Here is a 21942-nt window from a genome sequence, read left to right as displayed (position 1 = left end):
ATCAATGCCGGCCTTTTTTTATAGGCATCGATCAATGATGCCGTAGGGCATCTTCTTCGCCGCCCAGCTTGATGACTTTGGCCAGAATGATCTTCGGACCTTTCATCTTCTTGATGATGATGCGCAGGCCTTCGGCTTCCAGAACCTCGTCCTCTTCGGGTACGCGCTTCAAGCTGTCATAGACGAGACCGGCCATGGTGTCCGCTTCGACATGATCCAGGTCGATGTGCAACAGGCGCTCGATCTTGAACAGCGGGGTATCGCCACGTACGAGCAGCTTGCCGGGCTGATAGGCCAACACGCCACGCTCGGCCTTGCGGTGCTCGTCCTGAATATCGCCGACCAGCACTTCCAGGACGTCTTCCATAGTGAGGAAGCCTACGACCTTGTGGTCAGCCTCTTCGACCAGCACGAAATGCGCGCCGCCCTGGCGGAATTGCTCGAGCAGGCGGCTGAGCGGCATGTGCTTGGAGACACGCTCAAGCGGGTGGATCAACTCGTCCAACTCGAACGACTCGGCCTGGGAATCCAGTCCGGCGATTGCCAGCAACAGGTCCTTGATATGCAAGACACCGATGAATACGTTCTCTTCCTCGTTGTAAACCGGGTAGCGGCTGTACTTGTGACGACGGATGATGGTCAGGATCTCTTCCAGCGAGGCCGTGTGGTCCAGGTAGATGAGGTCCTCACGTGAGTTCGCCCAGTCCACTACTTCCAGCTCTTCCAGCTCGACCGCCGACGCCAGCACACGCATGCCTTGGTCAGTAGGATCCAGCGCGCGGCTGGAGTGCAGGATCAGCTTGAGCTCATCACGGCTGTAATGGTGCTCGTGATCGCCATTGGACGAGCCCTGGCCGGCGATACGCAGAATGGCGTTTGCGCTGGCGTTGAGCAGCCAGATGGCGGGATACATCAGCCAGTAGAACAGGTATAGCGGGACGGCTGTCCATAGCGATAGCAGATCCGGCTTGCGGATAGCCCAGGACTTGGGCGCCAGCTCGCCGACCACGATGTGTAGATAGGAGATGATAAAGAAGGCTGTAAAGAACGCGATGCCATGTACAAGCTCGGGCGTATCTACTCCAGCCATGCGGAGCAGAGGCTCCAGCAGCTCGGCAAAGGCAGGCTCGCCCACCCAGCCCAGACCCAGGGAGGCCAGGGTAATACCCAACTGGCAGGCGGACAGATAGGCATCGAGCTGGCTATGCACGGTACGCAGGATACGGCCGCGCCAGCCATGGCTTTCAGCCAGACCTTCTACACGTGTGGCGCGCAGCTTGACCATGGCGAACTCGGCGGCTACGAAAAAGCCGTTGAGCAGCACCAGCAGCAGCGCAAAAAGAACAAGACCGAAGTCAGCGAAAAGTACTGAGGTATCGAAACTAGGGGAAGGGTCCATTAGGGGTTCAAAGTGATAAAAGTTGGCCCTAGCATGGGGGTCTGACGAGCGACTTTCAAGTCTCGCTCATCAGTGTTGGTGTACGGCTATTGCAGAGGCCGTCATGGAGGCCGTCTGGGAGGATTCGAAAACACAGGTGAAAACACTGCCCTTGCCGGGAGTGCTCTCGATTTCAAGGTGTCCATGATGGCGGATCAGGACATGTTTCACGATGGCCAGCCCCAGGCCCGTACCGCCGGTGCTGGAGGCTCTGCTGGCATCCACCCGATAAAAGCGCTCTGTCAGACGGGGTAGGTGACGCGCTTCGATGCCCGGCCCGCTATCGGAAACCGACATCTGGGCACCATGGGCGTCCTGCCACCAGCGAATCCTGATCTGACCACCGTCCGGCGTGTACTTCACAGCGTTGAAAACGAGATTCGAAAAGGCACTGCGCAGCTCGGCTTCGCTGCCTTTCAGGGCCAGACTCGCGTCGGCATCCAGGGTGATCTTGTGGCCGCGCTGGCCTGAGAGCGCACGTGCATCCTGCTGGATGATTTGCAGAAGTGGTGTTACGGCGACGGGTTTGTTTTCGGCAGGGTAGTCGGTCGCTTCCAGTTTGGCCAATAGCAGCAGGTCATCAATCAGGTGCTGCATGCGGCTGGCCTGTTGCTGCATCTGGCCAAGGGCCCGCAGCCAGCGCGGATTGGTATCTTCGGCGGCGTTATCGACCAAGGTCTCCAGATAGCCAGCGATCACGGTCAAAGGCGTACGCAGCTCGTGGGAGACGTTCGCAACGAAATCCTTACGCATCTGTTCCAGTTGATGAAGGCGGCTCACGTCCCGGACGAGCAGGAGACGATCACCTTCACCGAAGCGCGTAATCAGAATGTGAAGGTGCTGATTGGCATTCACGGGCGAGGCCAGTTCCAGCGGCTCTTGATAGTCACCCTTGTTGAAGTATTCATAAAATTTGGGATGGCGGACCAGGTTGGCGATGGGCTGACCATAATCCTGCGGCTGACGCAGCCCCAGGAGCTGTTCGGCGGCACGGTTCCACCATTCCAGGTTGCCGTTGCGGTCGATGAGGATAATGGCATCCCGCAGCGCCGCAGTAGAGGCCTGGGCACGTTCGATCACAGCTTCCAAGGCGTGGCGCTTTTCACGTTCGCGGCGCTGGGCATAATAGAGACTGTCAAAGATCTCGCCCCAGAAGCCATTGGCCTCCGGGGGTTCCACCCCTTCTTCGGCCGTGGCCAGCCACTTCTGAAGACGGACGATGTGGTAGGACATCCATATCAGATAGATGAACAGGCCGGCAGCCAGCATGGCGCCATAAGCGTCTGTCAGCCAGCCCAGGGGAAGGCAAATAGCCAGGAGCAGACAGATATGGCGGGCCAGCAGTGAACGCCAATCCATGTTCAAGGCAGCACATCCCGTTTTTAAAGTTTGGTCGAGAAACGATAGCCCGTTCCGCGTACGGTCTGCACAAGATTTTCGTAGGTTTCACCCAAGGCCTTACGCAGACGGCGAATGTGCACGTCTACCGTACGCTCCTCGACATAGACGTTGCCGCCCCATACTTGATCCAGCAGCTGACCACGGGTGTAGGCACGTTCCTGGTGCGTCATGAAGAACTGCAGCAGACGGTATTCGGTCGGTCCCATTTCAGCCGGTGAGCCATCAATGGTCACGCGGTGGCTGATGGGATCGAGAATCAGGCCATTCACTTCAATCGGCGTTTCGCTGTCGTATGTGCCTGTACGGCGCAGTACCGCTTTCAACCGGGCGACCAGCTCGCGAGGCGAGAAGGGCTTGGTGATGTAGTCATCGGCTCCTACTTCCAGACCCTGGACCTTATTGTCCTCGTCGTCCTTGGCGGTGAGCATGATGATCGGGATCGCATCCGTCAGCTCGTCACGCTTCAGGCGGCGCGCCAGCTCAAGGCCGGATGTGCCTGGTAGCATCCAGTCGAGCAGGACCAGATCGGGCTTGCGGTCGACGATTAGGGCATGAGCCTGCTGCGCATTATCTGCTTCCAGGCATTCATAACCCGCCATTTCGAGCGCAACCGCGATCATCTCGCGAATGGGCGCCTCGTCATCGACGATAAGAATCGACTTGCCCGCCATGGTTCTCCTCACTGTTCTGCACGATGCTCGCGCATTAGATAACCAAATTGTTGCAGTCATGTGACAAGTCGTCGAACACTTCTTTATCCCATAATATGGGATATGTATTCACATGTTGAGATTGCAGTTTTAAAGGAATAGAGTGAGCGCCATGTCTGATCAAAACAACAACGCGCCTGCTGGCGCTCAGGCACTGTTTCGAGGCCTGGCCGTTATCGATGCCATCGCTCAGGGCGCCCGTACGCTGGCTGCCATCGGCGAGGTGATCGGCTGTACGCGCAGCACCACCCATCGGTTGGTCAATGCACTGGTACAGGCTGGCTATCTGCGTAGCGTTGCCGGTCAGTATCAACTGGGAGCTAAGCTTATCGAGCTGGGCTTCAAGGCCCGTGACCAGCTGCCGCTGACCAACCTGGCGCGGCCCCACCTGCAGCGGCTCGCGGCGTTGACCCAGGACACCGTTCATCTGGGCGTGCGGGAGGGCGGCGACGTGCTCTACCTGGACAAGCTTCCCGGAGCTCGCGGCCTTGAAATGCGCTCGCGCGTCGGGCTGCGCATGCCGTTGGCCCTGACCGGGGTAGGCAAGGCCCTCATGCTTGATCTGCCCGAATCCGAATGGCACCTGCTCTACGAGGAAGGCCTCAGGCGGCGCGCCGGGCAACCGGGCCTGCGCGAGGACTTTACGCCCTGGCCGGACTATCTGGCCCAGCAGCAGGCCTATGCCGCAGGTGGCTACACTTTTGATCTGGAAGAAAACGAGTTGGGTATTCGCTGCGTGGCCGCGCCTATCCGCGATGCCAGCGGCGCCATCGTGGCGGCCTTGAGTGTCGCCAGCGCGATTCCCTATATGCCTGAAGCACGCCTGCGGGATCTTTGCCCGGATGTCATCGCTTGCGCACGGGCCATTTCCTTTGACCTTGGATGGACAACCTCGGGTGGAGTCAGTCATGAATGAAACGGCAACGCCACGTCTGATCGGCCTCGATTGGGGCACCTCATCACTACGCGCGTATCTGCTGGGAGATAACGGCCAGATAGTGGATACCCGCTCGCAGCCCTGGGGCATTCTGCATACGCCTGAAGGTGATTTCGCCAAGGCCTTTCGTGAGCTGGTCGGTGACTGGCGCGCACAATGGCCATCCGTACCCGCCATTGCCGCCGGCATGATCGGCAGCCGACAGGGCTGGCGTGAGGTTCCTTATGTGGACTGCCCGGCCGATGTGGATAGCTTGGCAAAAGGCCTGCTGACGTTCGACAGCGGTTGCGGTGAGCTGAGCCTGATCCCCGGCGTGATGCAGCGTGGCGCACTGCCAAACGTATTGAGAGGCGAGGAGACCCAGATCTTTGGCGCGCTCGAACTGGAGCCCGCCCTGGCAGATCATGCCTTGCTGGTGTTGCCCGGCACGCACAGCAAGTGGGCAACGATCCGCGGCAGCCGGCTCGATCACTTTTCCACCTATATGACCGGCGAGCTGTTTGCCGTCCTGCGTGAGCATTCGATTCTGGGTCGTCCTGCGCGGGAGGAGAGCAGCGAGCCGTCCAACGACGCCTTTATGCGAGGCCTCACCAATGCCCGTGAGAGTGGGGCGGAAGGCGTTATTGGCCGTCTGTTCACCACCCGCAGCCTATTCCTGGCCGGTGATCTGCCCGCGCGCCACAGCTTGGACTACCTCTCGGGCTTGCTGATCGGTGAAGAGCTGCGCAGTGTTGTGGCCAGCCTGAAGGGAGCCGTCTGCCCACCGCTGGTATTGATTGGCGATCCGGCGCTGTGTCGCCGCTATCAGGACGCCCTGGCCTTTTTCGAAATTACCGATGTACGTCTGCTTGAGCAGGCCACCCGTACCGGCTTATGGCGCATCGCCTGTGCAGCCGGTCTGGTGACTGCCGCCACCCCTTCTCAGGAGGATACCCGCCATGTTTGACGCCTGCATGAAACAACTGCCCCTGATTGCCATTCTGCGCGGCATTACGCCTGCGGAGATCGTGCCGGTCGGCAAGGCCCTGTACGAGGCCGGTTTTCGTCTGATCGAGATTCCATTGAACTCGCCTGAGCCTCTGGAAAGCATCCGTCTGCTGTCTGCCGAGTTGGGCAACGACTGCCTGATCGGTGCCGGAACCGTACTGACCGAGCGCCAGGTGGCGGACGTAGCCTTTGCCGGTGGCAAACTGATTGTGTCGCCCAATGCCAACCTGGCGGTGATCCGCGCGACCAAGGCGGCCGGGCTGATCAGTGCACCGGGCGTGGCAACGCCATCCGAAGGCTTTGCTGCGCTGGAGGCGGGAGCCGACTCGCTCAAGCTGTTCCCGGCTGAGCAGCTGGGTCCGGCGGTGGTCAAGGCATGGCGTGCGGTCTTCCCGAAGGAAACGGCCCTGCTGCCGGTCGGTGGGATTACGCCCGACAACATGGACGTATACGTCAAGGCGGGCGCCAATGGCTTTGGCCTGGGGTCGGCCATTTACAAGCCGGGCATGACTCCTGACGACGTCAGCCGCAGCGCGCACGCGTTTGCCAATGGCTGGAAAGCGCTGACTGGCCAGTAACCATCGGATTTGACCTGGGTCGGTCCGCCGGCCCTGAACGCATCGAGGCATAACAATGAAAATCACCAAACTGACTACCTATATCGTTCCTCCGCGCTGGTGCTTTCTGAAGATTGAAACCGATGAAGGCATCACCGGCTGGGGCGAGCCAGTCCTTGAAGGCCGCGCCCATAGTGTGGCGGCGGCTGTGGAAGAGCTGGCCGACTATCTGATCGGCAAGGACCCGCGCAATATCGAGGATCACTGGACCGTACTCTATCGCGGTGGTTTCTACCGGGGCGGCGGTATCCACATGAGCGCCCTGGCGGGTATCGACCAAGCCTTGTGGGACATCAAGGGCAAGGCGCTGGGCGTACCGGTACACGATCTGCTGGGCGGCCAGGTCCGCGAGAGCATCCGCGTCTACTCCTGGATCGGCGGCGACCGTCCAGCCGAGACAGCGGCCCATGCCCTGGAGCGCAAGGAAAAGGGCTTTACCGCTATCAAGATGAATGCCTCGGAAGAGATGCAGTTCGTCGATACCTTCGACAAGGTCGATCAGGTCATCGCCAACGTCGCGGCCATTCGCGACGCCTGTGGCCCGCATTTTGGCATTGGTGTCGATTTCCACGGTCGTGTTCACAAGCCGATGGCCAAGGTCCTGATCAAGGAGCTTGAGCCCTACCGTCTGATGTTTATCGAGGAGCCGGTGCTCAGCGAGAACTATGAGGCGCTCAAGGAAATCGCTCTGATGAGCAATACGCCCATTGCGCTGGGTGAGCGGTTGTATTCCCGTTGGGACTTCAAACGCATCCTGCAGGACGGCTATGTGGATATCCTTCAGCCTGACCCGTCCCATGCCGGTGGCATCACCGAAACGCGGAAGATCGCCAACATGGCCGAGGCCTACGATGTTGCCATCGCGCTGCATTGCCCGCTCGGCCCGATTGCCCTGGCGGTCAACCTGCAACTGGACGCCAACTGCTACAACGCCTTTATCCAGGAGCAGAGCCTGGGCATTCACTATAACCAGGGCAATGACCTGCTCGACTACATCAAGAACCCGGAAGTCTTCGATTATGGCGATGGCCACGTGAAGATCCCGCAAGGCCCGGGGCTGGGTATCGAAGTCAATGAAGAGTACGTGATCGAGCGTGCCGCCATTGGCCACCGCTGGCGTAATCCGATCTGGCGCCACAAGGACGGCAGCTTCGCCGAGTGGTAAGCCCTGGCCTTCAGGTCGTGAAGACGAGCCGGACGCAAGAAATGCGTCTGGCTCGGCATTTTTCACATCTTGTAACGAACCTGAGCAGAGCCTGACGAGTCACTGGAAAGCCAGGTTGATAGCAAATTCACATGCCTGCATTTGCTGAGGGACCGGCATTACAAAAACAACGCCCAAAAAGGCAGGAGTCCAGTTTATGACGAGTAGTACTCATACCGCCGAGAAGACCAAGGGAACCGCGGTGTTCACCTGCATTCTGGCGGCTTTGGCCGGGCTGATGTTCGGCCTGGACATCGGCGTGATTTCCGGCGCCACGCAATTCATTCAGCAAGAATTTCAAGTTTCCGACCGCGTGATCGAGTGGATCGTCAGCAGCATGATGCTTGGCGCTGCCCTGGGTGCACTTGGTGCCGGCTGGATGTCCGCTGCCCTGGGTCGCAAGCGTTCGCTGATTCTGGGTGCCATTCTGTTCGTGTTGGGGTCGGTACTGTGCGGTTTCGCCTGGTCGCCGAACTCACTGATCGTCGGCCGCTTCATTCTGGGCCTGGCCATCGGCATCGCCTCCTTTACTGCTCCGCTGTATCTGGCTGAAGTGGCGCCTGAGCAGATCCGTGGCTCAATGATCTCGTTGTATCAACTGATGATCACGGTCGGTATCCTGGCTGCGTTCCTGTCGGATACTGCCTTCAGCTACAGCGGTGCCTGGCGCTGGATGCTGGGTATCATCGCTATCCCCGGTGTGCTGTTCCTGCTGGGTGTTCTGGCACTGCCCGATAGCCCGCGCTGGCTGATCATGAAGGGCCGCAAGAAAGAGGCACTGGACGTCCTGCACAAGCTGCGCGGCAATGAAGAGGTGATCCAGCAGGAAGTGCGTGATATCGAAGAGCAGCTGCGCATCCCGCAGCGTGGCTGGCAGCTGTTCAAGGAGAACGCCAACTTCCGCCGCTCCGTTGGTTTGGGCGTACTCCTGCAGATCGTCCAGCAGTTCACCGGCATGAACGTGGTGATGTACTACGCACCGCGTATTTTCGAAGGCATGGGTTACGACACGCATGCGCAGATGTGGTTTACCGCTGCGGTGGGCCTGACCAACGTACTGGCAACTTTCATTGCTATCTTCCTGGTGGACCGTTGGGGCCGCAAGCCGATTCTCTATACCGGTTTCATCGTCATGGCGGTCGGTATGGGCATCGTGGGCACCATGATGAACATGGGTACGCTGAGTCACGGCCAGCAGATCTTCACCGTTGCCATGCTGCTGATCTTTATCGTGGGCTTTGCCATGTCGGCCGGTCCGCTGATCTGGACACTGTGCTCCGAAGTGCAGCCACTCAAGGGCCGCGATTTCGGTATCGGCTGCTCCACGTTCACCAACTGGATCGCCAACATGATCGTCGGCGCTACCTTCCTGACACTGCTTAACGTCATCGGCAACGCTGCAACCTTCTGGCTGTATGGCGCACTGAACGCCTTCTTCATCCTGTTGGTGTTCTGGCTGGTTCCGGAAACCAAGGGTGCAACGCTGGAGCAGATCGAACGTAACCTCATGAGCGGCAAACCACTGCGCGATATCGGGCAGTAACGTTTGCAGGAGACCACCGGCGGCTGTCGCCGGTGAGTCATCCCCGTTGTGTATAACAAGTCCAAGACAGGGTAACGGTGATGCAACATTCTTCAACCCGCACGGCGTACAGCCAGACCCAGGCCCAGGTGCAAGCCCAGCCTGCGTCACGCTCGCGCTACTTCATCATGGTCTTGCTGTTCGTCACGGTAGTGATCAACTACCTGGACCGCAGCAACCTTTCCATCGCCGCGCCCCACCTGGCTCAGGACTTGAACATCGATCCCGTGCACATGGGGCTGATCTTGTCGGCGTTCGGCTGGACCTATGCCGCCATGCAGATCCCGGGCGGCTGGCTGGTAGACAAGGTATCCCCGCGGGTGCTGTACCCGATTGCCATCGCGCTCTGGTCCCTGGCAACTATCGGCCTAGGCTTTGTTGGCAGTTTTATCGGCCTGGTAATCCTGCGTCTTGCAGTCGGTGCGCTGGAAGCGCCGGCGTATCCCATCAACAACCGGGTGGTAACGACGTGGTTCCCGGAGGGGGAGCGCGCCACCGCCATCGGGTTTTATACGTCCGGACAGTTCGTCGGGCTGGCGTTCCTGACCCCAGTACTCATCTACCTGCAACAGACGTTCGGCTGGCACATGGTCTTTGTGGTAACAGGCGGGATCGGTATCGTCTGGGCGGCGATCTGGTATCTGATCTACCGTGAGCCAAAAGACTTCAAAGGTGCCAATGCTGCCGAAGTGGCGCTGATCGAGCAGGGCGGCGGCCTTGTAGATCTGGAGAAAAAGAATCAGTCCCGCGCGGCGTTTCGCTGGACGGATCTGTGGGCCGTGCTCAACAAGCGCAAGCTGTGGGGCATCTACATTGGTCAGTTCTGCCTGAACTCTACGCTGTGGTTCTTCCTGACCTGGTTCCCGACCTACCTCGTCAAATACCGCGGCATGGATTTCATCAAGGCGGGCTTTCTGGCTTCGGTGCCGTTCCTGGCGGCGTTTCTAGGCGTGATCTGCTCGGGTCTGCTATCCGACTGGCTGGTGCGCCGTGGCGTTTCGCTGGGCATGGCACGCAAGCTGCCCATCATCAGCGGCCTCTTGATTTCCACCTGCATCATCGGCGCGAACTTTGTTGACACGCCAGCGCTGATCATTGCCTGTATGGCAATCGCCTTCTTTGGTAACGGTCTGGCGTCGATCACTTGGTCAATGGTGTCGGCCCTGGCACCTGCACGCCTGCTGGGGTTGACGGGAGGCATGTTCAACTTCATCGGCAACCTGGCATCCATCAGTGTGCCGATCGTGGTTGGCCTACTGGTGGATGGCAACAACTTTGCCCCGGCTATCACCTATATCGGCATCACGGCATTGGTCGGCGCGCTGAGTTACGGGCTCGTCGTCGGCAAGGTCGAGCGCCTCGAAGAGTAATAACCCTCAAGTCAAGGTGCCGGGCAGGCACCTTGACCTACCTCTCGTTTCCTGTCTCCAACCTTGTAAATCCGAAATCCGACACATGCAAACGTGCAGGGTTGTTCTACACTTTTCTCACGCTGCTAAATCGTTTCAGCCAAAGGGCAGCGAGGTATAACAACAAACAAAAAGGAAATCGGACATGAACGCATCTGCTCTGCTTGCCAGCTTCGGATTGCTGGCAGCTGCCTCTCCAGCGTTTGCCTGGGATTACACGCTGATCGACTCGAACAAGCCTGCTGAAAACTGGCGCATCACCAGCGAGCAGCTTGGCGTCAAAACGGACAAGCCTTTTTCAGTCACTCTCAAGACGTTGCATGGCGGTCGTCAGGAAGGGGTAAGCCTGATCGAAATCGATACCGGCGCAATGAAAATGACCGTTGTGCCAAACCGCGGCATGAACGTGCTTTACGCCACCGCCGGTACTGTACGACTGGGGTGGGACTCGCCTGTGCATGAGGTCGTCAACCCAGCCTTTATCGAGCTCAATGGTCGTGGCGGGCTGGGCTGGCTGGAGGGTTTCAACGAGATGGTAACCCGTTGTGGCTACGAGTGGGTTGGCCATCCGGGCATGGATAATGGAGAGCTGCTGACTCTGCATGGCCGTGCGGCCAATATCCCGGCGTCCAAGGTCGTGCTGACCATCGATGAAAAGCCGCCATATGCCATTCACCTGAAAGGCGAGCTGCGCGAGCAGGCATTCAAGAAGGTGGATTTTCTGGTCGATACTCAGCTGACCACGCAACCGGGCGCCACTCAATTTACCCTTCATGATCGTCTGACCAACCAGGGCGACTACGAGAAAGAGTATCAAGCGCTCTACCATAGCAATTTCGGTACGCCACTGCTGGAGGAGGGTGCCAAGTTCGCCGCGCCAGTGCGTGAGGTCTCGCCATTCAACGAGTACGCCAAGCGTGACCTGAAAGATTGGCAAACCTACCGGGGCCCTACCAAAGGCTTCGACGAGATGGTGTACAACCTGTTTCCTTATGGAGATGCCCAGGGCAACAGCCTGGCGGTATTACATGATAAAGCCGGCAAGCAGGGCGTCAGCCTCGCCTTCAACGTTAACCAGTTACCCGCCTTTTCCCTGTGGAAAAACACGGACACCCAGGGGCAGGGTTATGTGACCGGTCTGGAGCCAGGCACCAGTTTTTCCTATAACCGACGCTTCCAGCGTGACTTGAAGCTAGTACCCAAGATCGGGCCAAAAGAGACTCGTGACTTTGAGATCACCTACAGCCTGCTCAGTGATGCGGGTGCGGTAAACGAGGCACTCAAGCGTGTCGATACGATCCAGCAAGGCCGCCAGACCGATGTACGTGAAACACCGCTGGTGGACCTGAGCAAAGAGAAATAGTGACGGTAAATGAAAAAGGGCCACAGACGTGGCCCTTTCTTTTAGCGCTAGGGTAGGGATCAATCGTCCCAACGACCGTGGCGCTTCCAGTGTTTCTTGTGGTGACCACGGTGCCAGCCGTTGTCATGGGCATAACGGCGGTCATCGTAGCGACGGCCACTGTGGTGACGGTCGCCCGAATCGCCCATGCTGCTGCCAAGGGCTGCACCGCCGCCGCCGCCCAAGGCGGCACCTACCATAGCGCCTGTGCTGCCGCCTACGGCCTTGCCCAATACGTTGCCACCCGCGGCGCCAAGACCGCCGCCAATGGCTGCTTCTGTTTTATCGCCACGCTTGGCGCCTACCGCACCGCCCGCAGCACCACCCAGACCTGCACCGATCGTGGAGCCTGTGCTTCCGCCTACGGCATTTCCTACAACCGAGCCTAACACCCCGCCTAGCGCACCACCGATACCGGCCTGCATATCGTCGCCCGCCATCGCGCTAGTACCTACCAGGCTCAGGGACAACAGAAGGATCGAGGAGTACTTCATAATCAAAACTCACTGTGAGGATGATGGCGCCGATCCTCGTGATTACCGCTTCGCTTGGCAAGTGGAATCTGCTTAAGGGTGCGATAACTTCCACAAAAGGCAAATGTATGAATTTATTACAGAAACTTTATTACGGAACGGTAGTCTGCACCTTTTTATCTTGATCGAAATGTAGCGGAAAAGGGCGGGTTTACGCTCTAAAGCGCCCCTTTCCAGTCAGCCAGTCATGCGCTGATCAGGCCTCTCCCCAGACCTCACGGGCTACGTCTACTACGCGTTGCAGCTTGGCCCACTGTTCCTCTTCCGAGAGCAGGTTGCCTTCCTCTGTCGAGGCAAATCCGCACTGCGGACTCAGGCAGAGCTGGTCCAGGTTGGCATACCGCGAGGCTTCCTCGATACGGCGTTTGAGAGCATCCGGACTTTCCAGTTCGCCGCTTTTTGTCGTGACCAGTCCCAATACAGCCTGACGCTTGCCCTTGGGCAGGTAGCGCAGGGGTTCGAAACCACCGGCACGCTCGGTATCGTACTCTAGGAAGAAAGCATCGATATCCGTGTTGCCAAACAGCACTTCCGCCACCGGCTCGTAGCCACCTTCGCTGATCCAGGTCGAGCGGAAGTTGCCCCGGCAGACATGCAGGCCGATGCGCAAGTCATCCGGGCGACCAGCCAGCGCCTGATTGAGCACGCTTGAATAGATCTCGGCCAGACGTTCCGGATCATCACCGCGCTCGCGGGCGGCGGCCTTTTCCTTTTCTGAGCAGAGGTAAGCCCAGACGGTGTCATCGAGTTGGAGATAACGGCATCCCGCCTCGTAAAAAGCATTCACGGCTTTCTTGTAGGTGCTGGCAAGGTCAGCAAAAAACTCTTCCATATCCGGATAGACGCTTTCACTGATGTTCTTCCGTCCGCCCCGGAAGTGCAGCACGCTAGGGCTTGGAATAGTCATCTTGGCCACACTGCGAGTAGTAGCGCTGGCCAGAAACTTGAAGTCCTCTAGCATCGGATGTTGGGTGAAGTCTAATTTACCCGTGACCTTGATTCCTCGGGATTTGGTTTGTTGACCTTGGAACTGAATACCCTGGTCTGCCTCGTAGCCTTCTACGCCGCCAAGTTGCTCAAGAAAGTCGAAATGCCACCAGGCGCGGCGGAATTCTCCGTCCGTTACGGCGGGAAGGCCAATTGCTTCCTGTTTGGCAACAATCTTGCGGATCTCATCATTCTCAACCGCACGCAGTACGTCTCGCTCCATTTCTCCGGTCTGATAGCGGCGACGGGCCTCCTTCAGAATCGGGCTGCGTAACAGGCTGCCTACAGAGTCGGCACGAAAACGAGGGAAGTGGCTGGACATAGACTTACCTTGCGACTAGCTAAATGAATATCCCTCATGATCATTCAGTAGACTAAACATTTCTAGCGTCTATGCTTCATGGTAACTATCAAGATCATTCATGAAGGTATTGTTTCAGCCTGGCTGAAAGTAGGGATACACATGCTTCGAAAAGCAAAAGACGATGAATATGAGCACATGGTTTCGATCTGGCTGGCCGCCTCCATCCTGGCCCATGATGGTGTCGCGCCCGACTTCTGGCGTAGCCAGCGGCAGGATATGAAGGAAAAGTACCTGCCCAGCGCCGAGAACTGGGTATATGTACGGGACGATACGGTTCTCGGGTTCTTCTCGCTGCAACAGAATGTGCTGGCAGCCTTATTTGTCGATCCGGACCACCAGGGCGAAGGCATTGGCAGCGCGCTGCTGGAGCACGCCAAGTCCCTTGAGTCGCGCCTCGAACTGTCTGTCTATAGCATGAACAGCCGTGCGGTAGCCTTTTACGAGCGGCATGGTTTCAGGACTATGGACGAGCGCTTCGATGACATGACGGGCCAGTGGGAGAAGGTCATGCACCTGACCGCGGAGATGGAAAGCCGTCCCGGCGCTGGAGATCGGGACGGCTCGTCGCTGGGTTAAACCGTTACGACGATCTTGCCAACCTGCTGATTGGACTCCATGTACCGGTGCGCCTCAACGATCTGGTCCAGCGGGAATGTCTTAGCAATCTGTGGCTTCAACTTGCCCTGGGTCAGGCCGTCCAGAATGAAGTGTTTGGCCTTGGCCAATCGATCAGCATCCTGAGTGATTTCGAACAGCTGATAGCCGCGAATGGTCAGGTCCTTACCCAGCACATCCATCACTGGCAATGACAGGTTTTCAGTGCTCAAGGCGCCGTACTGGAAGAAAATGCCCAGGAACGAGAGCGCTTTCAGAATCTTGGGCACGTCTGGCCCACCCACCGGGTCAAAGGCGATGCGCGCGCCCTTGCCATCGGTGAGCTTTAGCACCTCATCCGTCAGATCCTGTTCTTCCGTTGCGATGACATGTTTCGCGCCTGCCTCAAGCAAGGCCTGCCGCTTGTTACTCGTCCGGGTGAGGGCAATCGGTGTTGCACCGACAAAATTGGCAATCTGGATCGCAGCGAGGCCAACACTGCTGGAGGCCGCACGAACCAGAACGGTATCGCCCGCCTTCAGTCCGGCAATATCGACCAGCGCGCCATAGGCCGTGGCAAACATCATCCAGGTAGCGGCAGCCTCTTCGAATGAAAGCGTGTCGGGGTGCTTGACGACGGCATGGGCAGGCGCATTTACCAACTCTCCGTACAAGCCATACTGTTCGAACGAGAATGCCGGTATGACGCTTACGGTGTCGCCTACGGCAAACACAGTAATACCCTCGCCGACTGCCTCGACAACACCCGCGGCCTCGTAGCCAAGAATGGCGGGGAAGACTGGCTGATGCGTGTATTGGCCAGCGCGATACATAGCTTCAGCACGGTTCAGGCCCAGCGCCTTGGTGCGAATCTGTACTTCACCTGGCTGAGGTGGGCGGACGTCTACGTCTTCGATCTTGAGTACATCTGGGCCACCGGTTTCATGAAAGCGTACGGTACGGGGCATGGAGCACTCTCCCTTGTTAAGTCTGAGTTCTCTTGAGTTCTTATGGCTCAAGAGGTTCATGGGAGGGGAAGTGCGGCAAGACATACTCAGCCAGTTCCTGAACCACTTCCTTGGCCGGGCGGCGGGACGACTTCAGATTCAACGCGGCGTGGTTCACCCCTCGGCGTTGCATATGCTCAAGATAATCCACCAGGTAGCGACGACCAATCCTGAGTCCGGCATGAATAGGCATGGGGGCCTGGTCCGGATCTTCAGCCAGATCGAAGAACATGCCCTGGGCAAAGGGCTTGAACGTCTCTTCGCCCGTGACGCGCTTGATGGTTTCGCGCCACAACGTGGTAATGGCCGAGACATGCTCGACGCCAATGAAATAGTAGAACCAGCCGTCGGCATTGGCGGCAATCCAGTCCATTGCCTGACGGCTACGACCTGTAACGAAGGCAGGGATGCGGCCGTTGAATGGTTTGGGGACCAGATCGGCCAGCCCCTGCAGATCGCCAAAGCGGTCGAAATCGCCGTTGGGGAAAGGCGTTTCGCTGGCCAGGCGGAACATCTCGAACGCTTCGCGGAAGCGGTCGCCGCGCTGCTCGTACTCATCTTCCAGGCCAAAGGCGGGATACTCGACAGGTCGATCTCCCGAGGCGATACCCAGCACGAGCCGCCCGCTGGAGAGCTGGTCGACCGAGGCGGCCATTTTGGCCAGGTGCAGCGGGTGGCGCAGGGTGATAACGGCACTGCCGGTCGCCAGCGTAATACGTTTGGTGGTGCCGGCCAGAAAGCCCAGGTAGGTAAACGCCTCGAAGACCTGCCCCATGTCGCCAAAGCCTGGATCGTAAAACGGTACGTCTCTGGCCCAGAGCGCAGCGAAGCCTAACTGATCGGCCAGCTGCGTCAGCTCGGCGTGATGCTCAAGCGAAGGTCCCGGCTCGTTCGGGTAGCTTGCCACCGGCAGAATAAAGCCCAGGGTAAGCCTGTCCGGCGCAAAGACCCGGTTAAACCCATTGTGGTGAGCAAAGGGATGATCGAGGGGGAGCGATGCAGCGTTCATAAGGTTCCTGGGTCCCTGAGCCTGATATCCATGATGACCGGTCTTCCATGAGTGTAATCGGTAGGCAATGGAGTCTCATGGGTTGTTCGAGTTCGAAAAACAATTTTTCCTGTACGGCAATCAGTCCGGCAGTTGGGGCGGTATATGTACTGCAGGTGGAAACCGAAGTTTCGGCCACCGGCGCGCCCAGCCTTTCTCGTGCTGTCGTTGCCTGAAGACATCCGGTTTGTAACGTTTGGGGTTCGGTGTTACGTGCAGCTTGAAGAGACCATGCTGAACAAACGGGCTGGCGATTTTGATCTGCCCACCGGGCAGGAGGCGGGCCGCTAAGGCCGTTTCCACTTCTACCCAATAGCTCATGGCATCCAGACTGCAGTGATAGGGCGCATCCCCGTTGCGCTTATGCATGCGGGCCTGATTCTTGACGGACCAGGGCAGGGCCGCACAGGCCCTGAGCCGGTTCTCAAGCTCAGTATCTCTCTCAGGGTCACGGCAGACAGGGTCAAAATAGATGACGTCGATGTCCGTCAGCGGGGTAGGAACCGTGTAACCGTGCAGGCGATCCCAGACCAGATTGCGCACGAATCCGGCGGCTACCCAGGCATCCGGCAAGTGCAACTGGGCAACACAGGCCAGCACTTGGCAGCGCAGCGGATCTTCAGCTATCCAGTCAGAGAGGCGATACATGGGAAGGAGAGGGGGTGACCTTGGTCCCTTCAGTATAGAGCCCGGCCATAAAAAGCAGCCTGCCGCCTGTATAGACGGCAAGCTGTTCGCTCGGTATCAGGCGACCGAAGCGATCGTGTTGCTGTGCGCTGGCTCCACGCGAATGGCTACGAATTTGGAGGTAGGCGTAAAACTGTCCTTACCGTAGCTTTCCAACGGCACCAGCGGATTGGTCTCAGGATAGTAGGCAGCCGCCTGACCTTCAGGAATATCGAACGGCAGCAGCGTAAAGCCACTGACACGACGCTCGATCCCATCGTCCCACAGCGAGACCATGTCCACCTTCTGGCCTGGCTCATAACCCAGGCGGCGGATGTCCGCTTCGTTGACAAAGACCACGTCACGCTGACCTTTTACACCCCGGTAACGGTCATCCAGGCTGTACACCGTTGTGTTGTATTGATCGTGCGAACGCATGGTCTGCAGGATCAGGTCAGGCTTCTGGCCATTCTGGCGAGCCGCTTCCGGGATCAGATTCTCTGGCAGCTGGCTGGGCGCAAAGTTAGCCTTGCCGGTTGCCGTATTCCAGACGCGATCACGTGCCTTGTTGCCCAGGTAGAAGCCGCCAGGATTGTCCAGGCGCACGTTGAAGTTCTTGAAGCCCGGGATCACATCGGCGATCAGATCGCGGATGCGGTCGTAGTCTTCAATCAACCACTCCCAATCCACAGGGTGGTTGCCCAGTGTTGCCTTGGCAATCCCTGCAACAATGGCCGGCTCGGAGCGCATCTGGCGAGACAGTGGCTTGAGCACCCCTGCCGAGGCATGGACCATGCTGAAGCTGTCTTCTACCGTAATGGCCTGCTTGCCGCTGGCTTGCAAATCCAGCTCGGTACGGCCAAGGCATGGCAGGATCAGCGCTTGCTTGCCTGTCACCAGATGGCTACGGTTGAGCTTGGTCGCGATGTGTACAGTCAGGTCGCAATTGCGCAGTGCCTGATGAGTCCGCGGTGTATCCGGTGTCGCCTGGGCAAAGTTGCCGCCCAGTCCGATAAAGACCTTGGCATCGCCCGCCAACATGGCAGCGATGGCCTCCACCGTGTTATGGCCGCGATTACGGGGCGCTTTGAAGTCGAAGCGCTTTTCCAGGGCATCGCTAAGCCAGGCCGGAGCCTTCTCATCGATCCCCATGGTACGGTCGCCCTGCACATTGCTGTGACCGCGAACCGGGCACAGGCCAGCGCCCGGCTTGCCCACATTGCCGCGCAGCAGTTGCAGGTTGGCGATTTCCTGAACGGTGGGCACGGAGTGGCGATGCTGGGTCACACCCATGGCCCAGCAGATGATCACTCGCTCAGCTCTGGCATACATGCGCGCAGCCTGCTCGATCTCCGCCAGGGTCAGGCCTGACTGCTCTACAATCTGTTCCCAAGACGTAGCATCCAGCACGGCCAGATAACTATCGACACCCAGGGTGTGCTTCTGAATGAAGTCATGGTCGAACACCGGTGACGTGCCGTTCAGCTGCGCCTCACGCTCCCATTGCAGCAGGAATTTGGCTATCCCGCGCATGGCCGCCATATCGCCGCCCAGGGCTGGGCGGAAATAGGCCGTGTTGGTCGGGCGCGAGTTGTTGGTCAGCATCTCGACTGGGCTCTGGGGATGCTGGAAGCGCTCCAGACCACGCTCCTTGAGCGGATTGAAACTGACTACCTGAGCACCGCGCTTCACAGCGTTGCGCAACACCTCGATCATCCGTGGATGGTTAGTACCAGGGTTCTGGCCCACCACGAAGATCGCATCGGCGTGCTCCATGTCCTCATAGGTCACCGTACCCTTGCCAACGCCTATGCTGCGGCCCAGGCCTACACCACTGGCCTCGTGGCACATGTTGGAGCAGTCCGGGAAATTGTTGGTGCCATAGGCCCGCACGAACAGCTGATACAGGAAGGCAGCCTCGTTGCTGGCGCGACCGGAAGTGTAAAACTCGGCCTGGTTAGGGTTTTCCAGCGCCTTCAGGTGTTTGGCGATGGTCTGGAAGGCATCATCCCAGCTGATCGGCACATAGTGATCAGTCGCCGGGTTGTAGCGCATTGGCTCGGTCAAGCGGCCCTGGTATTCGAGCCAGTAATCGCTTTGCGTGCTCAGGCTGCTGACGCTGTGCTTGGCAAAGAACGCAGCATCTACACGGCGGCTGGTCGCTTCCCAGTTCACCGCCTTGGCGCCGTTCTCGCAGAATTTCACCAGGCCGTTTTCCGGTGCTTCACCCCAGGCGCAGCCAGGGCAGTCGAAGCCGTGGTCCTGATTAGTCTTGAGCAGGGTCCGGATATTCTTGACGGCCTTGCCGCTGTCGAGCCAGAAGTGCACGACACTTTTCAGCGCACCCCAGCCCGCGGCAGGGCCTTGATAGGGTTTGTAAGAAGATTTTTGCTTGCTCATGACTACTCCCGATGTTCTGGAATGAGCGGCGCCGGGCTGTACACGCGAGGCGGAGACTGATGAGGTAAATGAATAAGGTTGAGACGATGCCGACGGGCCCATTCCACGGCGAGGCCAGTGGGCGCGGACAGAGTGACAAGCGTTGCCAGGTTTGCGCGAACCGCTTTGTGGATCAGCTCCAGGCTGCAGCGGCTGGTCACCACGACAAAGCCGGCACGGGTATTGATCTTCTGGCGCATCAAGGCGCCGATCAGCTTGTCCAACGCGTTATGGCGGCCGATATCTTCACGGCAAAGGCCTAGCTCACCTTCGGCATTGGCAAACAGTGCCGCATGGACGGCGCCACTACGCTGACCCAACTGCTGAGCCTCGTTGATACGCTGGCGCAGATTGGCCAGATGCTCGGCAGGTGGCAGCTGCACCTTACGCAGCCGATCCAGTTGCGGCAGTGCCTGCTCAAGCGCCTCGACGCCACACAGGCCGCATCCGCTGGTTCCGGCCATCTGGCGACGCTGGCTTTTCAAGGCCCAGAACGTCCGGCTGGAAATTTCGACTTCGACATTGAGCGCTTCACCGACGCGGCGTACCTGCATGCCATAGATGTCGTCGATGGAATGAATGATTCCAGCGCTTAAACTCAGGCCCGCAACGAAATCCTCGATGTCGGCAGGTGTAGCCATCATGACGGTGTGGCTGATGCCATTGTAGGAAATGGCAACGGCACACTCTTCAGCCAATGGCGTCTGGCCAGTGACCTCCGGGTTCTTCAGCTCGGCATAGGTATACCCGTGCAGCGCTTGACTGGCGGGCTGTTCCGAGGGTGTATCAGCATGCGGATTCGAGCGGGACATAGCAGCAATTGGCCTGCGGCTGTTTGACACAGATCAAAGCCTAAGCCTATTAAGGTGCGACGTCTAATCGCTGGTACCGATATGGCGATAGATGGGGCTTATCAAGCGACCGTTTTCATTTACCTGAGTACAGCAGGCGCGCTTCAGCAAAACAGGCTTCGGCCACTGGCAGGCGCGGCGCGGTACGCCGGATGATCAGCCCAAGCGGTGCCAGGGCTCGCCCACCCTGAATCGGAAGCAGGCAGGAGTGCTCGGTTAGCGCATCGAACCCACCTTTGAGTGGCATCACGGCGCAACATAGTCCCGCATTGACTGCTTGTAAGAGCAGATGCACGGCATCGCTTTCCAGTACAGGCCGGGGCGTGAGGCCACGACTGCGAAAACCGTGATCGACCGATTGGCGAAAGTGCATTCCTCCCGTGAGCAGACCCAGGGGCAAATCGGCTACCCGTTCCCAGCTCAGCTCCTGCTCGTCGAACTGAAAATGACGCTGGTCGAACAACAAGCCCATTCGGGTTTCGGTCAGTGACTGGCTTTCAAACATCTGATCGTTGAGATGGCTGAGATAGGAGATTCCCAGGTCGAGCTGGTTGCTCGCCAGCTGTTCGAGAATATGCTCGGTACTCAACACTGATAACTGAAAGCGCAGATTGCTGTGCAACTGGCGCAGGTGATGCAGCAGAGGCATAGGGTCATAGCTGGCCAGGGGGACGATCCCCAGGCGCAGGGTGCCAACCAGCTGCCCTTTATAGGCGGCGGCTTCCGCATAGAGCCCCTCATGTGCCGCCATAAGGGTCCGGGCCCAGGCCAGAATACGCTGGCCCGCCTCGGTAAAGCCTTCGAAGCGCTGACCCCGACGTACCAGCTCAAGCCCCAGCTCTTCTTCAAGGCTGCGCAGGCGCATGGAAAGGGTTGGCTGAGTGACGTAGCACCGTTCGGCCGCTTGGCCGAAGTGGCGCGTTTCATCCAGGGCAATCAGGAATTTGAGCTGTTTGATGTCCATGATCAGGCGGACAGGCTTCCGGCAGCATGAAGGCAGAATCTATCAGCATAGCGCCGTAGATAGAGAAAGGAACAGAATTGAATGACGAAGGGTGCCTGCCGGGTTCCCCATGGCAGGCACGTCAGGCCGTACGTTAATCAGTGGCAGCCACCTGCTGCTGCGACCCCTGGCAGACATTGGCCATACCGCGGACTAACGCCAGCCGATGCAGAGAATCAAGTGCATGTGCCGTGGCATAGGTGCTCACCGCACGGGCTGCGACATGTGGGCAGTCCGGCGCCTTGCGTAGCGGCTCGGCAGCCTGGAGTGCATCGAGCAGCTCGCTCTGCAGCTGATCGAGCTGCTTACGAACCACGGCAAGGTCCGGGCGCGTCTTGTTGGGTGCCTTATCGATGGCATGCCAGCGATCCAGCAGCCCATATTGGACCCACTTGTTAGCCTCGATCTGATCGGAAAAGAAGCGCTGCGCATCATCGGGCTGCAAACCGTGAGCGGCGGCTTCATTACGAACCCGGGCCAGGACATCCGCCTCTCGTTGGGTGTCGAGGACCGGCTTGCCGCTGTCCCATTTGCTCAGCGCAACCTGATCGGCCGTTGAGGTGCGAGCATTGATCTTATCAAGCAAAGGCGTAAAGCCACTCGTGTTCTGGGCAGCATTGGCCGTAGCACAGAACACAAGGGTAAGGGCAGACAACCAGACAGCGCCGCGAAGCGGCAGGGTGCGTCGAAAAGCGTTCATAGAGGCAGTCCTGAAAAGGTTAACCAGGGGACTAAACGCCGGCCCAGTGCATCATCACTCTAC

At 58.6% G+C, this 21942-nt stretch carries 20 protein-coding genes; 8 read left to right on the top strand and 12 right to left on the bottom strand.

Annotated features, from left to right (window positions below; translation table 11 throughout):
- Positions 1-31: 31 nt before the first annotated feature.
- The 3 genes from JQR90_RS19065 to phoB all read right to left on the bottom strand — a co-directional run bounded on the left by JQR90_RS19065 (position 32) and on the right by phoB (position 3510).
- Entirely contained in the window at positions 32-1399 is a 1368-nt protein-coding gene (locus JQR90_RS19065) for a hemolysin family protein (RefSeq protein WP_010796256.1), read from the bottom strand.
- Between the two features lie 69 nt (positions 1400-1468).
- A complete protein-coding gene (gene phoR / locus JQR90_RS19060; RefSeq protein ID WP_037029852.1) occupies positions 1469-2803 on the bottom strand; it encodes a phosphate regulon sensor histidine kinase PhoR in 1335 nt (444 codons plus the stop codon).
- 17 nt (positions 2804-2820) lie between these two features.
- Positions 2821-3510 (bottom strand): phosphate regulon transcriptional regulator PhoB, encoded by a 690-nt coding sequence (gene phoB, locus JQR90_RS19055; protein WP_010796254.1) that lies wholly within the window; start codon positions 3508-3510, stop codon positions 2821-2823.
- A gap of 151 nt (positions 3511-3661) precedes the next feature.
- Here phoB and JQR90_RS19050 point away from each other — a divergent pair, with 151 nt between their 5' ends.
- The 7 genes from JQR90_RS19050 (at position 3662) to JQR90_RS19020 (ending at position 11648) form a co-directional block, all read left to right on the top strand.
- Complete coding sequence (locus JQR90_RS19050; RefSeq protein WP_010796253.1) at positions 3662-4465, top strand: IclR family transcriptional regulator; 804 nt, start codon at positions 3662-3664, stop codon at positions 4463-4465.
- Entirely contained in the window at positions 4458-5432 is a 975-nt protein-coding gene (locus tag JQR90_RS19045) for a 2-dehydro-3-deoxygalactonokinase (RefSeq protein ID WP_010796252.1), read from the top strand. The genes JQR90_RS19050 and JQR90_RS19045 overlap by 8 nt, the downstream gene beginning before the upstream one ends.
- Positions 5425-6051 carry a 2-dehydro-3-deoxy-6-phosphogalactonate aldolase gene (locus JQR90_RS19040; protein WP_010796251.1) on the top strand — a complete coding sequence of 209 codons (627 nt, stop codon included), beginning with the start codon at positions 5425-5427 and terminating at the stop codon, positions 6049-6051. Before JQR90_RS19045 ends, JQR90_RS19040 begins: the two co-directional genes overlap by 8 nt.
- Positions 6052-6106: 55 nt before the next feature.
- Positions 6107-7255 carry a galactonate dehydratase gene (gene dgoD, locus JQR90_RS19035; RefSeq protein WP_010796250.1) on the top strand — a complete coding sequence of 383 codons (1149 nt, stop codon included), beginning with the start codon at positions 6107-6109 and terminating at the stop codon, positions 7253-7255.
- A 196-nt stretch (positions 7256-7451) separates the two neighbouring features.
- Positions 7452-8837 (top strand): sugar porter family MFS transporter, encoded by a 1386-nt coding sequence (locus JQR90_RS19030; protein WP_010796249.1) that lies wholly within the window; start codon positions 7452-7454, stop codon positions 8835-8837.
- A gap of 80 nt (positions 8838-8917) precedes the next feature.
- Complete coding sequence (locus JQR90_RS19025; RefSeq protein ID WP_010796248.1) at positions 8918-10246, top strand: MFS transporter; 1329 nt, start codon at positions 8918-8920, stop codon at positions 10244-10246.
- A 184-nt stretch (positions 10247-10430) separates the two neighbouring features.
- On the top strand, positions 10431-11648 hold the full coding sequence (locus tag JQR90_RS19020; RefSeq protein ID WP_073450712.1) for an aldose 1-epimerase family protein: 1218 nt from the start codon (positions 10431-10433) through the stop codon (positions 11646-11648).
- Positions 11649-11707: 59 nt separating this feature from the next.
- Here the strand turns inward: JQR90_RS19020 and JQR90_RS19015 are convergent, their stop codons facing one another.
- On the bottom strand, positions 11708-12181 hold the full coding sequence (locus JQR90_RS19015) for a glycine zipper domain-containing protein (protein ID WP_010796246.1): 474 nt from the start codon (positions 12179-12181) through the stop codon (positions 11708-11710).
- Between the two features lie 235 nt (positions 12182-12416).
- Positions 12417-13529 carry a cobalamin-independent methionine synthase II family protein gene (locus JQR90_RS19010; RefSeq protein ID WP_010796245.1) on the bottom strand — a complete coding sequence of 371 codons (1113 nt, stop codon included), beginning with the start codon at positions 13527-13529 and terminating at the stop codon, positions 12417-12419.
- Positions 13530-13670: 141 nt separating this feature from the next.
- On the opposite strand from JQR90_RS19010, the gene JQR90_RS19005 reads away from it, so the two are divergent.
- Entirely contained in the window at positions 13671-14147 is a 477-nt protein-coding gene (locus JQR90_RS19005; protein WP_051370220.1) for a GNAT family N-acetyltransferase, read from the top strand.
- Here JQR90_RS19005 and JQR90_RS19000 read toward each other — a convergent pair.
- The 7 genes from JQR90_RS19000 to JQR90_RS18970 all read right to left on the bottom strand — a co-directional run bounded on the left by JQR90_RS19000 (position 14144) and on the right by JQR90_RS18970 (position 21879).
- The gene (locus JQR90_RS19000) at positions 14144-15133 is read right to left on the bottom strand and encodes a zinc-dependent alcohol dehydrogenase family protein (protein WP_010796243.1); all 990 of its coding nucleotides are present in this window, start codon (positions 15131-15133) and stop codon (positions 14144-14146) included. The two genes, JQR90_RS19005 and JQR90_RS19000, sit on opposite strands and share 4 nt — an antisense overlap.
- A 40-nt stretch (positions 15134-15173) precedes the next feature.
- Positions 15174-16181, bottom strand: a complete 1008-nt coding sequence (locus JQR90_RS18995) for an LLM class oxidoreductase (RefSeq protein WP_010796242.1) — start codon at positions 16179-16181, stop codon at positions 15174-15176.
- A gap of 120 nt (positions 16182-16301) precedes the next feature.
- On the bottom strand, positions 16302-16868 hold the full coding sequence (locus JQR90_RS18990) for a nucleotidyltransferase family protein (RefSeq protein WP_010796241.1): 567 nt from the start codon (positions 16866-16868) through the stop codon (positions 16302-16304).
- 96 nt (positions 16869-16964) lie between these two features.
- Positions 16965-19286: an FdhF/YdeP family oxidoreductase gene (locus tag JQR90_RS18985; RefSeq protein WP_286790731.1), complete on the bottom strand. Its 2322-nt coding sequence runs from the start codon at positions 19284-19286 to the stop codon at positions 16965-16967.
- A gap of 2 nt (positions 19287-19288) precedes the next feature.
- Positions 19289-20137, bottom strand: a complete 849-nt coding sequence (gene fdhD, locus JQR90_RS18980; protein ID WP_122041285.1) for a formate dehydrogenase accessory sulfurtransferase FdhD — start codon at positions 20135-20137, stop codon at positions 19289-19291.
- A gap of 115 nt (positions 20138-20252) precedes the next feature.
- Positions 20253-21140, bottom strand: a complete 888-nt coding sequence (locus JQR90_RS18975) for a LysR family transcriptional regulator (RefSeq protein WP_074820796.1) — start codon at positions 21138-21140, stop codon at positions 20253-20255.
- Positions 21141-21273: 133 nt separating this feature from the next.
- Entirely contained in the window at positions 21274-21879 is a 606-nt protein-coding gene (locus JQR90_RS18970) for a chorismate mutase (RefSeq protein WP_434140237.1), read from the bottom strand.
- Positions 21880-21942 lie beyond the last annotated feature (63 nt).

Origin of the sequence: Pseudomonas sp. JZ114, from assembly GCF_051027705.1 — a bacterium.
GTDB classification, from domain to species: domain Bacteria; phylum Pseudomonadota; class Gammaproteobacteria; order Pseudomonadales; family Pseudomonadaceae; genus Chryseomonas; species Chryseomonas luteola.
This window is presented reverse-complemented; position numbering and strand designations above follow the sequence as displayed.

Bases quoted from the DNA above. Each gene is read 5' to 3' on its own strand.
- JQR90_RS19065 (WP_010796256.1), bottom strand. From the start codon at position 1,399: ATGGACCCTTCCCCTAGTTTCGATACCTCAGTACTTTTCGCTGACTTC.
- phoB (WP_010796254.1), bottom strand. From the start codon at position 3,510: ATGGCGGGCAAGTCGATTCTTATCGTCGATGACGAGGCGCCCATTCGC.
- JQR90_RS19050 (WP_010796253.1), top strand. From the start codon at position 3,662: ATGTCTGATCAAAACAACAACGCGCCTGCTGGCGCTCAGGCACTGTTT.
- JQR90_RS19045 (WP_010796252.1), top strand. From the start codon at position 4,458: ATGAATGAAACGGCAACGCCACGTCTGATCGGCCTCGATTGGGGCACC.
- JQR90_RS19040 (WP_010796251.1), top strand. From the start codon at position 5,425: ATGTTTGACGCCTGCATGAAACAACTGCCCCTGATTGCCATTCTGCGC.
- dgoD (WP_010796250.1), top strand. From the start codon at position 6,107: ATGAAAATCACCAAACTGACTACCTATATCGTTCCTCCGCGCTGGTGC.
- JQR90_RS19030 (WP_010796249.1), top strand. From the start codon at position 7,452: ATGACGAGTAGTACTCATACCGCCGAGAAGACCAAGGGAACCGCGGTG.
- JQR90_RS19025 (WP_010796248.1), top strand. From the start codon at position 8,918: ATGCAACATTCTTCAACCCGCACGGCGTACAGCCAGACCCAGGCCCAG.
- JQR90_RS19020 (WP_073450712.1), top strand. From the start codon at position 10,431: ATGAACGCATCTGCTCTGCTTGCCAGCTTCGGATTGCTGGCAGCTGCC.
- JQR90_RS19015 (WP_010796246.1), bottom strand. From the start codon at position 12,181: ATGAAGTACTCCTCGATCCTTCTGTTGTCCCTGAGCCTGGTAGGTACT.
- JQR90_RS19010 (WP_010796245.1), bottom strand. From the start codon at position 13,529: ATGTCCAGCCACTTCCCTCGTTTTCGTGCCGACTCTGTAGGCAGCCTG.
- JQR90_RS19005 (WP_051370220.1), top strand. From the start codon at position 13,671: ATGCTTCGAAAAGCAAAAGACGATGAATATGAGCACATGGTTTCGATC.
- JQR90_RS19000 (WP_010796243.1), bottom strand. From the start codon at position 15,133: ATGCCCCGTACCGTACGCTTTCATGAAACCGGTGGCCCAGATGTACTC.
- JQR90_RS18995 (WP_010796242.1), bottom strand. From the start codon at position 16,181: ATGAACGCTGCATCGCTCCCCCTCGATCATCCCTTTGCTCACCACAAT.
- JQR90_RS18990 (WP_010796241.1), bottom strand. From the start codon at position 16,868: ATGTATCGCCTCTCTGACTGGATAGCTGAAGATCCGCTGCGCTGCCAA.
- JQR90_RS18985 (WP_286790731.1), bottom strand. From the start codon at position 19,286: ATGAGCAAGCAAAAATCTTCTTACAAACCCTATCAAGGCCCTGCCGCG.
- fdhD (WP_122041285.1), bottom strand. From the start codon at position 20,137: ATGTCCCGCTCGAATCCGCATGCTGATACACCCTCGGAACAGCCCGCC.
- JQR90_RS18975 (WP_074820796.1), bottom strand. From the start codon at position 21,140: ATGGACATCAAACAGCTCAAATTCCTGATTGCCCTGGATGAAACGCGC.
- JQR90_RS18970 (WP_434140237.1), bottom strand. From the start codon at position 21,879: ATGAACGCTTTTCGACGCACCCTGCCGCTTCGCGGCGCTGTCTGGTTG.